The sequence below is a fragment of the Bacteroidota bacterium genome (genome assembly GCA_016711505.1).
Taxonomy (GTDB): domain Bacteria; phylum Bacteroidota; class Bacteroidia; order AKYH767-A; family 2013-40CM-41-45; genus JADKIH01.
Genome location: JADJSV010000001.1, coordinates 777,592 through 790,918, shown reverse-complemented (window position 1 = coordinate 790,918; position 13,327 = coordinate 777,592). Strand labels below are relative to the sequence as shown.

Annotated in this window: 13 protein-coding genes; 1 reads left to right on the top strand and 12 read right to left on the bottom strand. The window is 36.9% G+C overall.

Annotated elements, in window-relative coordinates:
* The 10 genes from maf to IPL24_03365 all read right to left on the bottom strand — a co-directional run bounded on the left by maf (position 1) and on the right by IPL24_03365 (position 8,891).
* Entirely contained in the window at positions 1-684 is a 684-nt protein-coding gene (gene maf / locus IPL24_03410) for a septum formation protein Maf (protein MBK8362742.1), read from the bottom strand.
* Positions 685-688: 4 nt separating this feature from the next.
* On the bottom strand, positions 689-1,603 hold the full coding sequence (locus IPL24_03405) for a geranylgeranylglycerol-phosphate geranylgeranyltransferase (GenBank protein MBK8362741.1): 915 nt from the start codon (positions 1,601-1,603) through the stop codon (positions 689-691).
* Between the two features lie 17 nt (positions 1,604-1,620).
* Positions 1,621-2,124 carry an HAD-IIIA family hydrolase gene (locus tag IPL24_03400; GenBank protein ID MBK8362740.1) on the bottom strand — a complete coding sequence of 168 codons (504 nt, stop codon included), beginning with the start codon at positions 2,122-2,124 and terminating at the stop codon, positions 1,621-1,623.
* Positions 2,125-2,157: 33 nt separating this feature from the next.
* Positions 2,158-2,931: a DUF2520 domain-containing protein gene (locus IPL24_03395; protein ID MBK8362739.1), complete on the bottom strand. Its 774-nt coding sequence runs from the start codon at positions 2,929-2,931 to the stop codon at positions 2,158-2,160.
* Positions 2,932-2,935: 4 nt separating this feature from the next.
* Entirely contained in the window at positions 2,936-5,386 is a 2,451-nt protein-coding gene (gene ccsA, locus IPL24_03390) for a cytochrome c biogenesis protein CcsA (GenBank protein MBK8362738.1), read from the bottom strand.
* Between the two features lie 25 nt (positions 5,387-5,411).
* A complete protein-coding gene (locus IPL24_03385; GenBank protein ID MBK8362737.1) occupies positions 5,412-5,816 on the bottom strand; it encodes a cytochrome c maturation protein CcmE in 405 nt (134 codons plus the stop codon).
* An 87-nt stretch (positions 5,817-5,903) separates the two neighbouring features.
* On the bottom strand, positions 5,904-6,128 hold the full coding sequence (locus IPL24_03380) for a CcmD family protein (protein MBK8362736.1): 225 nt from the start codon (positions 6,126-6,128) through the stop codon (positions 5,904-5,906).
* A gap of 2 nt (positions 6,129-6,130) precedes the next feature.
* On the bottom strand, positions 6,131-6,817 hold the full coding sequence (gene ccsA, locus IPL24_03375; GenBank protein MBK8362735.1) for a cytochrome c biogenesis protein CcsA: 687 nt from the start codon (positions 6,815-6,817) through the stop codon (positions 6,131-6,133).
* A 17-nt stretch (positions 6,818-6,834) separates the two neighbouring features.
* Complete coding sequence (locus IPL24_03370; GenBank protein MBK8362734.1) at positions 6,835-7,488, bottom strand: heme exporter protein CcmB; 654 nt, start codon at positions 7,486-7,488, stop codon at positions 6,835-6,837.
* Entirely contained in the window at positions 7,488-8,891 is a 1,404-nt protein-coding gene (locus IPL24_03365) for an MBL fold metallo-hydrolase (GenBank protein MBK8362733.1), read from the bottom strand. Before IPL24_03365 ends, IPL24_03370 begins: the two co-directional genes overlap by 1 nt.
* A 104-nt stretch (positions 8,892-8,995) precedes the next feature.
* Here IPL24_03365 and bshB1 point away from each other — a divergent pair, with 104 nt between their 5' ends.
* Complete coding sequence (gene bshB1, locus IPL24_03360; protein ID MBK8362732.1) at positions 8,996-9,712, top strand: bacillithiol biosynthesis deacetylase BshB1; 717 nt, start codon at positions 8,996-8,998, stop codon at positions 9,710-9,712.
* A gap of 99 nt (positions 9,713-9,811) precedes the next feature.
* On the opposite strand, the gene IPL24_03355 is transcribed toward bshB1, so the two are convergent.
* Positions 9,812-11,782 (bottom strand): T9SS type A sorting domain-containing protein, encoded by a 1,971-nt coding sequence (locus tag IPL24_03355; GenBank protein ID MBK8362731.1) that lies wholly within the window; start codon positions 11,780-11,782, stop codon positions 9,812-9,814.
* 359 nt (positions 11,783-12,141) lie between these two features.
* Entirely contained in the window at positions 12,142-13,281 is a 1,140-nt protein-coding gene (locus IPL24_03350; protein MBK8362730.1) for a glycosyltransferase, read from the bottom strand.
* Positions 13,282-13,327: the final 46 nt, after the last annotated feature.

Below are 13,327 nucleotides of genomic sequence, written 5' to 3'. Positions count from 1 at the left end.
TCAGTCGATAAAACTATTCAGTTGGTTAGTCAACTCAACAATTGGCAAACCCATGACATTGAAATAACTTCCTGTAATTTTTTTAATGATAGGAATGCTCTCTTTTCCGGTTTGCACTAAAGTGTTTTCAAAAAGATCAGGTTTTCCGATAGAACGGATAAATTGTTTCTCGGCTTCTGAACAAGGATTCAATTCTTCCGGTAAACATTCCTGAGCACCATAAGATCCTGCTTTATCGAATGGAGAATATTCAGTGACATACCTTTGTATTAATTCGTCACTCAATAAATTGAATTCAACATCTGTCTCACAAGAAAATACAATCTTTTTTATTTTCGAGGAAATACAAACTCCGGTATAAACCTGATGTACTTTGCCACTCAACTTTCGTAGCATTTCAAATGCATGTTGTGCGTCTTCAGGTTTATTCAAAACAAGTTCATCAAGGCACACTATTGTATCTGCAGTGATCAGGATTTCTTTTTCTGTAAGTGTATTTCTCAATGCATCGGATTTCATTTCTGCAAGTTTCATTGCAATTTCTGAACGGAGAAGGCCGGGTGGGGGAGTTTCGTCAATCTCATTGGTCCTGACCCTAAAGTCAAATCCGCATTCGGACAATAATTGTTTTCTCCGTGGAGATCCGGAGCCAAGAATTAAGTTGAAGGATGAGAAATTTTTCAAAATTCTATCTTAAGAAATAATACCAGAATCCGAATAAGCTGAAAATTCCCAACGTCATGTATGCTTTAGCAATTCCACTTGCGAAGCGATAATCTTTTTTTTCCTGTGAAATGTAAATTGAATAAGCAAGAATCAGTAATGGTAAAATAAAAATTCCTGTAAGAACCCAAAAACTGATAACAGTATTCTCATAAAAATCATAGTACAGAACATGCATGATGGAAGCTATCATAAATAGGATCAATCCATAGATGACCAGTTTTGTTTTGGGAATGCCATGTAGAATTGGCAGACTCTTCGATTGTGCTTTTTCATCACCATCTTTGTCTTCAATATCTTTTATGATTTCCCGGATCAAAGAAATTTCAAATGCAAACACGCCGTACCAAAGCAGATAGATAAAGCTTTTATAGAAAGCAGGTTCAAAGAGGCCCACTATCATTACACTTAAGGCAGAAAGTATTGCGATCATTATGTTTCCTGAAAGAAATCTTTTCTTATAGAAAGTGGAATACATATATAATGACGCAGCAGCGAAAAGAGGAATGAAGCCTAAAGATAATTTTTGAATCATAATTGCTGTTGCAAATCCGCAAGCGATTCCAATGATGGTTAAGATATAATACAGTCTTAGCGCAAACGCTTCTGAAATTCCATTGTTTATTTTATTTTTCCCCGGCTTATTTTCAAGGTCGATTGATGTATCCTGAATGTCATTAATAATATATCCTCCTGCAGCAATCAAAAGAGTAGACGCTACCAAAAGAAGGAATTGTAATTTATTGAGATGATCAGGAAAAACATCAATTACTTTGTATTCAACAGTGAATGCCGGCATGATCAGACAATAGCGAACAAGAAATTGTGTAACGGCTATCATAATCAGATTGGGCCATCTGATAAGTTTCAGGAAAATCATAAATTTGTTTGCGGAAATTATTTCACCGGCCATTTGCCATGAAGTTTCAGTGTTTGTTCAATAACATCTCTGACACATCCTTCGCCGCCATTGAAAGGGCTGACGTAAGTACAGAGTTCGCGTATTTCATGAACAGCGTCGTTTGGACAAGTAGGAACTCCGACTTGTTGCATTACATAATAGTCAGGAATGTCATCACCCATGTATAAGATCTCATCTGTTTTCAATCCGTACATTTTTTTTACTTCATCTAACTGAACGGTTTTATCCTTTACACCAAGATAAATATCTTTTATTCCAAGGTTTGCAAGTCTTGTTCTGACACTTTCAGACTTGCCGCCGGAAATGATGATCACATGATAGCCGGTATCCACAGCTTCCTTTAACGCAAAGCCATCACGGATATTCATGATTCTGTGCAATTCATTCGGCATAACTACAACCCGGTTGTCGGTTAAAACTCCATCAACATCAAAAACAAAACATCGGATAGGGTGGAGTGTTTCTTTGAAATTTTTCATCGATACAATAATAGAGAAATTATGGAATTGAAATTAATTCCTTACTTTAAACTTATCAAGAATACTTTGATTCAAAAGTGTATAGATGTCTTTTCTTTGTTTTTTGCCTCTTAAAAGTTTAAGGTGTTCCTTAATTACAGGTTGATCATTTCTTCTGGCCGGACCGGTTTGCATTTTATCAGGATGATTTTCTTTGATTTTAGCTGCCGTTTCAAAAATCAACGGTTTTAAAAGATCAAATGATAATTGATTTTCCTGTAAAATTTCTGCCGACAAGGAATACATATGATTGACAAAATTATTTGCAAATACAGCTGCCAGATGAACTCTTTTTCTTTTCTCCGAAGAAACGAAATGCACATTATTGGAAAATTGCCGGGCAAGGTCAGATAAAACTTTTTTTGTTTTCGTATTCTTGCTTTCAATCAGAAAGGGTACAGAATCAAATTTGACAGTTCTGTTTTTTGAAAACGATTGTAACGGATAGAATACACCTACATTTTTGAACTTCACCGGAAAAGCTGACAGAGGAGTTGCTCCGCTGGTATGTGCAATGAATTTGGGAATAAATTTTAATTGTCTGACAATTGAAGCAATAGCTTTATCATGAAGGGCTACAATATAGAGATCTGCATTTTCCGGAATCCTTTCTATATCTGAAAAAGAATCTGACCCGATTCTTTTCGATAGTAAATCAGCTGATTTTTTTGTCCTGCTATAAACACCTATGATCTCATGTCCCAGCTTCTTCAGTTTCGGGGCAATATGCCACGCCAGATTCCCTGCACCGATGATTACTATCTTCATTAGTTTATATGTTGTCGGCTTTTCTGACTTTCTTGAGCATCTTTCTGATGGCAATGAGTGAGCCAATGATCATGAATAAACAACCTATCCATAGAATATTAATGTATGGAAAGATGATAGCCTTCATTACGATAAAGTCTGATTTATTTTCTTTCTTTTCTGCAACTGCAAGTTCGATTTTCCCTGTGCCCGGGTCGATCTTTGAAAATTCAAATTTCAATCCTAACTCGTCAACAACTGAAGTCTTCGTATAAACTGAAAAGTCTTTGATCACAAAAACAGGCATACTTTCGTAAGTAGTTTTGTTGATATCCTGAATCATCAAGTCCGCACCGACGATAAGATCAGAATCGTGTAATTCGAAATCTTTCCTGTCAAGATCTTTTTTCAGACCTCGAAGAATGACAAAACTGTTGCTGGTAATAAATGTATCACCAACAGCGAGCATTTGTTTTTTATAAGGTTGATAGTCTTCGTTCTCTTCGTGATTGTGTCCCTCTTCACCATGATCACTTTTTGCTTTTTCAATTTCAGCATAAGTAATATGTGTATAGATATCTTTATCAAAGAAATGTTTGGTTGCAGGTTCTGCAACATTTCCCATTCTTTCATTTAATTGAACAAACGGTTTTAATTCAAACTGTTTTTCTTTATTGCCTGTTAAAGGATTCAATTTAAAATATTCTATCGTAAAAAACACGTTTACGCCTTCTGTCTCACGTTTTGAATAGGTGACATAATAACTGCCCATTGGAAGAGTATCGATCTTTTGTTCGATCATGATGTTCTCCTTATTCGGCATGTCTTTGCCAAGGTCAACATTTTTCAGGTTTCTTGAAATCACTTCTTTTTTAGAATTTGATACAAGTGCCCCAAGTAATATTAATCCGATTCCGATGTGTGCAATTGACGCACCTGAGTTACTGAGTTTACCTTTTAATATAGTTATGATGTAAGACAGATTCGCTATGACAGCAAATACACTAGCGAAAAATAAAATATAATAATGTACTCTGTATGTTCCAAGATAAAAAGCACTCAGACCAGTTACCAGCAGTGAAAGCATCAGACTTAAGGTCAGCTTTTTTCTGATATCTTTCCATTCACTTTTTTTGTATTTGAAGTATTGAGCAATCCCAATCAGCAGACAAATGAATATTGCAACAGGTACCTGCCATTTATTATAATGGTCGATGGCATCAGTCGGTGCTGCCATGTTGAGTCCAAATAATTTATTGAACACCGGCAATGATGTTGTAAATGTAATTTGCAAACAACCGATCACTAAAACAAGCATCCCTATAAACATCCAGAATTCACGGGAAGAAAGATGTTCTTCTTCATGTGATTCTTTTAATGCATTGTAATTTTTAATTAGCAGAAAGGCAGAAAGAACAAGGAAGAATAACATGTAGATCAATAAGTGACCCGACATTCCAAGATCGGTAAAGGCATGAACAGAAGAGTTTCCTAAAATTCCACTTCTTGTAAGGAAGGTAGAATAAAGGATAAAGAAAAAGGTAGCAATTGCAAGAATGTAATTCGAAATTAATGAACGCTTTCTGTGCTTATAGATCAGCATAACGTGCGCAAGACCAACCAATGTCATCCATGGAACTAACGAAGCGTTTTCAACAGGATCCCATGCCCAGAAACCACCGAAGCTTAATGATTCGTAAGCCCATGCAGCACCCATCAGAATTCCTGTTCCCAGGATCATTACACCGAAGAAAGTCCATGGTAATGCCGGCTTGATCCATTCTGAAAATTTCTTTCTTAATAACCCTGCGATTGCAAATGCAAACGGGACAACAGTAGAAGCAAAGCCCAGGAAGAGTGTAGGTGGATGAATCGTCATCCAGTAATTTTGCAGAAGCGGATTTAATCCACGACCATCTTTTATCCGGGCAAGGTAATCCGGCATTTTAATGAAAGGCAGATTAGCAAAATCCGGATGTTCGCGTAAAAGAACAAAAGGATTATTCCCAAGTTTATATCCTAATATAACAACACCGAGGATCATTGATCCCAGGAAAACCTGTACCATTGAGATCACGAACATAACTCCACTTTCCCATTCACCGGCGGTTAGAATAAGTACCCATCCAAGAACACAATGCCAGAACATCCAAAGTAAAAAACTTCCTTCTTGTCCTTCCCAGAAACAAGAGAGAATATATTTCAGCGGCATTATTGTGTTACTGTGTTCCCATACATACACATACTCAAACCGATGATTGAGTATCAGATAAAATAGTAATGCAAAAATTCCGGTTACTGAAATAGTATGAATTGCAAAGGCCTGTCTTGCAAGTTTCCGCCACGTCTTATCTTCATTGCGAATAGCAAAATAAAAGGAGATTGCCGCCAATAGAGCTGCGGTAAATGCAGTAAATACCAGAAGATTTCCAATCTTTCCCCAAAGGAGTTGTTCTCCTATGTATTGTATGTCCATTAAAGTTAGTTGTAGTTGCTAAATATCAACGTTGAGAAGTTACAGCTTTCATGTCTTCACTGGAAGTATTGTACTTAGAAGGACATTTCATCAGAATGTCTGATGCAACAAAATTTCCTGCTTCCATTTTTCCAATAACAACGATCTGTTCTGATTTCTCGAAGTCTTGTGGTTTAGCTTTATGTAATTGTACTTGTTTTTCTTTGCCTTCATTATCGACCAGAAAAAAAGAGAACAAGTCTGCGTCAACTTTCGGATTGTATTCCTGTGGTTTGTCTTTATTTAATTTACCTACGACATGAAAAGTTTTTGAAGGTTCTTCTTCAGCAACACGAAAAGAGGCGTATGTGCTGGAATCAGCAAGTGTACTCAGGATTGCTCCGATTGCAATTGCAATAATGACAATAGCAATAATGTGCGTTTTTTTCATAGAATGCGGTACTTAAATGAAATGCAAATTTAGCATTAAAATCAGTAGCAATTCTGTATTTTTTCGATGAAGATTTTAGCCGGAAATTTACTTTTTATGCTGATTTTTCTCTAAAACACGCACTTTTTTGTCAATGATGAGGAGAAAGATAAGAATACCCAGTAAAATGATGCTAATGACTCCGATGACAACGAAGATCTTTCCATTCGATCTCATTATATCGGCCATTTCTTCAGTACTACCTTGTGCAAAGGTCAATAGCGGAAGAAACGAAAGGAGTATTGAATAGAAGAGAAGGTGATTTTTTTTCATGATTATTCTTCTGATTTATTTTTAAGGACTTTTATTCGAACGTTAATTTCTGTGATCCAGGTTGCAAGCAGAGCCCAGCCAATTACTGCAGGATAAAAAACTGTCCGCATTTTGCTATCAAGATCGTAATTGCTGAAACCGGGATTGCCGCCATTTCCCGGATGAAGTGAATCTGTAAGACGAGGGAGAATCATAATGAAGACAAGCATCATAGTGAATGCAAAAATCCCATACACACTTGACAGCTTTGCTCTCTTATGTTCATCATCAATTGATCCTCTCAAAATGATATAGGCAAAATAAACAAGCATGGCTGCAGCTGCACCATTTAATTTAGCATCATTGACCCACCAGGCGCCCCAGGTATATTTTGCCCATAGACTTCCTGTTGCAAGACCCAGGATTCCTAAAAATACTCCGGTATATGCAGACTCACTGGCTTTGATATCGAATTTGATATCGTTTGAAGAAAGGTAGCGGATACCATAAACCAAAGATGCAAACATCATAATGATCATAGAGAACCACATCGTTACATGAAAGAATAAGTTTCGGATCGTTTCATGCAAAATTGCCATTCGTGGCACTTCAATCATAAGTCCCTGGTAAAAGGTATAGAATAGCAATACAATACAGAGCCATTTCCACCATTGTAAACCTGAAAATACAGATGTAGTATTATTTTTCATAGTGTTGATTCGAATTATTAATCACGCCAAAGGTAAGGGAAGAGTAGATATGATAATGCAAAGACCATTGCAATCAATGCAAGTAATATAATTGCGAATTGTTGATTCACTGCCCAGGCAATTCCGTCCATAGCATTCTTTGAAAACCGGATGGTGACCATGAGAATAGGAATCAGGATAGGAAAACTTAAGATCGACATCAATGCAAAATTATTTCCTGCCTTTGAAGCAATTGCAGAAACCATTGCCAGTACTGCTGAAAATCCTGCACTTCCCAAGACCATTGCCAGAATAAACATTGGCATATTTTGCACCGGATTTCCGATAAAGAGTGAATAAAAAATAAGATTGAAACCTGACAGCACTAACATCAGCAGAAGATTGTAAATGATCTTAGCTAAAATAAATGATCTTGCATTTGAAATAGTATAATAATATAACATCCTTCCGCGGCCTTCCTGCAGGAAACTTTTTGAAATAGCATTTACTCCTGCAAAAAGTTGAATGATCCAGAATAAAGCATTCCACGTTGGCAGATCAACAATTTGACGGAACGATAAATAGCAAACAAATACAGTACTTACAACATACAATAGCAATCCATTGAAAGCATACTTTTGCTTCCATTCGCTTTTAATTTCTTTTTGTATAAGCTGCAATACTATATTCATCAGTTTATTTCAAAAGTTGAATGTAGTTCAGGGATGGTAATTTTTCTGAAACCTTTATCGAGTAATTTCTCTTTCCAGTCAACCTGAACTTCATACTCACCATGTACTAAGAACATTTCTTTAATTTCTTCCGGTTTCTGACAAGAAAGATATTGTAACATCTCATTATAATCACCATGCGCACTGTAACTATTCATTTGAACAACGTCACATAAAACCTCATATTCTTTTCCAAATATGTGGACTTCTTTTTGTCCGGCTGCAAGCCTTCCACCTAAAGAGCCGGGTGAACAATATCCTACTAATAGAATTGTGTTCTTTTTATCCTTGATGTTATTTTTAATATGATGTTTTACTCTTCCGGCATCCGCCATACCCGATGCAGAAATAATGATCATCGGTTTATCCATATCGTTTAATGCAATAGAATCTTTCACCTGCTGAATGTAATGGAGGTTATCAAAACCAAAAGGATCCGGATCTTCTCTTAATAATTTAAGTATCTCACCATTGAAACATTCCGGATGAGCTTTCATAATGGCAGTAGCATTAACAGATAGTGGACTATCAACATAAACAGGAATAGGAGGGAGTAGACCTGCATTTTTCAGGATGTTCAGAACGTAAACTACTTCCTGCGTTCTTCCAAGACTAAAGGCAGGAATGATCAGCTTTCCTTTCTTTTCTATACATGTTTGCTTAACAATGTCAAGCAACTTTCTTTCAGAATCTTCTGTTGTATCATGAAGTCTGTTACCGTAAGTACTTTCACAAATAATATATTCTGCTTGTGGAAAAGGGTCCGGAACTTTTAAAATTTTATCTCCAGGCCTGCCTATATCACCGGTAAATGTCAATCGTATCTCTTTTCCGTTTTCTTTTATTTTCATATTAACAGCAGCTGCACCAAGGATGTGTCCGCTGTCAGTAAAAGATACTTTAACATCAGGAGCAATCTCAATTTCTTTACGATAAGGAAGTGTGAAAAACAATTCCATTGCTGCATCGACATCTTCAATAGTATAAATGGGTTCTAGCAGAGTTTTACCTTTTGCTTCTCGTTTCTTATTAATGTATTTGAGATCATTTTCCTGAATATGTGCCGTATCAGCAAGCATTATTGCAGCCAGATCATGAGTCGCTGCTGTACAGTAGATCTTACCTTTAAAACCTTGTTTTACCAACAATGGAATATTTCCTGAATGGTCAATATGAGCATGTGATAGAATAAGGATATCAACTTCCGAAGGTTCAAAGCCAAAGTGGCGGTTTAAAGCATCTGTTTCCGAACCAAGTCCTTGAAAAAATCCGCAATCCAGCAAGATATTCAAACCACTATTCAGTTTTAGCAAATGCTTACTTCCGGTAACTGTGCGTGCTGCACCATGAAAAGAAATTTTCATAAATGTGGATTAGAATTCTTCGAAATTAAAAAAAGTATTTTAATACGAAGTTGATTGTTATTTTTGACCGGAATAAATGTACGAAGTACTTATTTAACTATCCTATGAAATTAGACATACTTGCTTTTGGAGCGCATCCTGATGATGTTGAATTAAGTGCATCCGGGACCTTGATAAATCATATAAAAAAGGGCTATAAGTGTGGCATTGTAGACCTTACAAATGGTGAACTTGGAACAAGGGGAACGGCAGAGACCAGAAAGTCAGAAGCGGAAGCGGCTTCAAAGATCATGGGATTGCATATCAGGGAAAATCTGAATATGTCTGATGGGTATTTTTTAAACGATAAAACTCATAAACTTGAAATCGTAAGAATGATTCGTAAGTACCGGCCGCAGATTGTTTTGGGCAATGCTATCAATGACAGACATCCTGATCATGGACGTGGATCGGACCTCCTTACAGATTCGGTTTTTTTGTCAGGCTTGTTAAAAGTGGAGACAATGGATTCAGGTGTCCGACAAGAACCATGGCGTCCGACTGCTGTATATCATTACATCCAGGACCGATACATTAAACCGGATTTTGTAGTGGATATTTCGGAGGAGTGGGAACAGAAAATGGAATCGGTCTTAGCATATAAAACACAATTTTATCAGCCGGGTACATCAGGACCCGAAACTGCGATTTCTACAAGAGAGTTTTTAGATTTTTTAAAAGGCCGTGCTATAGAATTTGGCCGGCCGGCCGGTTTTAAATATGGTGAAGGGTTTACTGTGGAAAGAACACCGGGGTTAGTGGATCTTACATATCTAAAATAATAAAAAGTGAAAAGTGAAAAGTGAAAAGAAAAAAGGCCGTCAGGAAACTTTCCTGACGGCCTTTTTTCTTTATTTGTTATTAACTATGCGTTCAAAAAATTACTGAACGATTAGTTTGCCTGTAGCTGATTTGCCACCTGAAATAACATTGTATGTATACATACCGGAATTCCAGTCTTGTGCATTCAATGAAACAGTTGTAATACCTGCAGCAACGTTGTTTTTAATTTCAGAATAAACAACTTTACCTAGAAGATCAGTAACTGTGATCGCCATATCTTCATTAGTTTTAGTTGTTACGTTGAAATACGCCATTCCTGAAGTTGGATTAGGATATGCTTGAGTAATGAAAAGATCATTAGAGCTAATACCTTTAATTCCTACGATGTTTGCGATATCATATTGTGCAAACATGATAAGGCTTGAATTATAAATATTATTAGAACGATCACAAGATGGATCTGCTGCAAGTGCATGTCCCGGTGCCGGGTCACGTTGATACAATACAGAAAGAACACTTCCAACTTTTTTCGGTAATGCTGCATAAACTGCTTCTTCATTTTCACCATCACCATTATCAATAATCATTGGAACGATGTTGTGTGGATAAGTCCATGTAGCTCCTTTATCAGGAGATGTCATAACATAGACGTGTCTATGTGCTTGTTTATAAGTTGTAGTATCAGCAAGTTCATTGATAGTTTGGTATGAAAGGTAAAGTGTTCCACTGGCATCGATACCCGCTGAAGGGAATCCTGTGATACCGCCACCATAATTTCCCCATGGGAAATCACATGTCGGATCTGATGGAGCATCAAGTACATTATTACCATTTAAATCTTCTGCTGCAGCGATTAACTGAAAACCACCTTCACTCATAGACTCATTCCAGTATTCCAATCCATCAGTACTAGGAAAATAAGAGTAACTTCCTGCTGTTGTTGCACTATCTCTCATCCAACGTACATCAGAGAAAAATATATGGCAAGAATCATTTTCATCAATCACTACTGCCTGATCACCACCATGAGACATAACTGTATCTGCTACGCCATCTGCATTTGTATCTGATGTCATACCATTTGTATCAAACATAGGAATTGGACATCTGTAAATAATAGTTTTAGTCCAGGTAAGTCCAGCATCAGTTGACTTCAATAACATAAGGTCAGTGATAGTACTACCAAGAACAATAGCTACAGTATTTCCTCTTGCATCAATTGCATATTCATCTCCACCAAAACCTTTATAGAAAGTTGAGTCTGTACCCGGAAGAACTTCTTTCGGACTCCAAGTAACTCCACCATCTGTAGATCTTGAGAAAAAGAATGGTCCTTGTTGTCCTAATACAGGAACAGGAGGATCAGTAACGCCAGCTCCCTGGAAAATTGCATACGCCATGTTGTTTCCACCTGCAATAGCTTTTGGCCATGTGTCAGTAGTATTATTACCCCAAGGTTTGCTTGTTGTCCATGCACCAGTTCCTTTAACAGGACGATAAGTCATAGTCATAGCTGTTAATCCGTGAGCTACAGCAAATTCAGATCCTGAAGTTGTATTCACGATATTAGTGAAACCTGTTCTCTCATTTTCAATTCTTGTATTGGGACCAGGGAAGCCCGGTACGCCCGGAAACTGCCAAGTAATACCATCAGCAGAATAGTTGTAACCAGTTCCACGAAGAGGATAAAGTAAATCATTGTCAAATGGACTGTACGTCCATGCAACTGAATAAGACCCATCATCATTATAAACAATTCTGTTACTGATTGCATTGTTTGTTTGAAGATCATAAAAAGTGTGACCTACCGCAACCTCACTGATAAGACCACCTGCAATTCTGTTTGACTGAGGTACAGAAAGGCGCGGACTTGTTACAGGGTTTGTCGATTGGTTAAACGGAATTCCGTTATCAATACTACTTTTTCTTGCATCAATAGTAACAGCACGGTTTTTAATGGCAGCCGGGATAGTAGCCTTACGAAATCCTTGCGGAATCCGAGACGAATTCTGAGCTTGCGCACTTAAGCTAACCGCAAAGGTTAACAATAAGAGTAATTTTTTTTTCATTATAAATTTGATTTTAGGTTAGTATAATTTCTGATTTATCAGACGAAGTTAAGTGATTTAGAAACAATCCCCGATGAAGAAGGGAAATTTGATACAATAATGACATTCAAAAAGTGTTCCTCATCTAAGAAGTTGTAATCAATCGAATTGGGAGAAAGACTTTCGGTATTTGATCCGCAGGACCAGATTAGCATTACAGTTTCAATTTTCTCGCACAAATTTAAAGAAATCATTCTCTAATCCAAACATATTTTAACTCTATAAATGAGTTAAAATCAGTTTTTGTGGCTTTATGGTGACAGACTCAATTTCAGAAAATTAGAATTGCCGAAAGTCAGGCAGATTCTAAAAACGGCGTTTTAATCATCACCGAGAGCCTTTTTATAGAATTCTCCATACAATTTTTTAACAGTTTCCTTGCTGAATCGATCCTTTACCTTTGAAATGATCTTTTGACTATCAAATTGGTTGTAATGGGTAAGCATAAAGTGGAATTTTTTTGCCAATTGTACATCATCATCAACATCGATAAGTACTCCAACTTCATCATCAATAAATTCCTGAGGTCCACCACAACGGGTGGCTAAAACCGGTTTTCCGCAACTCAAGGCTTCACAGCAGATAAGTGAAAAAGTTTCGAACCTGCTGTTCATCACAAGGAAATCACTTTTCTGCAGATATTGATAAACTTCTGGATTCGACTTTAAGCCTTCAAAGATCACATTCGAATTTAATACACCAAGCTCTCGGGCAATTTCGATCAGCATTTCTTTATCTTTTCCCTGACCAATTATCCGCAATTCAAAATCCGGAGATGAATCTTTGATCGAAGCAACACATCTGATTACTGCACTGATATTTTTTATTTCATCAACCTGATCAGCTACCAGAAGAACATTCACTTTTTCTTTATTTGTAATGTTTGAATTTGCTATTACTTCAATTGAATTAGGAATTACTTTTTCATTTTCATTCGATATTCCACATGCATGTATTTTATCGAGTAAGAAATTTGAAACACTTACTAATCCGGATGATCTCTTTACAAGGAATTTAGTAAGTGCTTTTTTTACAAAATTCCCTTCGGAGAATTTACCGGTAGCGTAACCGGACCATTGCTCATTTACCACATAAGGTACCTTTAAAATCAATGACAGGTAATTTGCAACAACAGCAGTACGGAGCAGGATGTAGGCATGGATAAGATCGGGCTTCAGGAAAAAAGTTTGTCCTTTCTTAACGCCTTTTCTGATCGCTGAAAAATATCGCAAGCCGTTTATTAAATTTGCAAATGCTGACTCATCCTTTCGGAAAGAAATAATTATTTCAAACAAATTTTCTTTTTGCGAAATATCGAATTGATACTTTACAGGGAGATTGGCTATTGAATGAGCAAATAATACAACGACTTTATTATCGATTGCAATTGCCTCTGCGTGTTTTTGAATGAAAACGCCAAACTGGGGATCCTCCGGATAAGGATACCACTTAGCGATCATCAATATATTTGCAGGAGTTCTTATAAAAGTAAATTTAGAGAAGGCA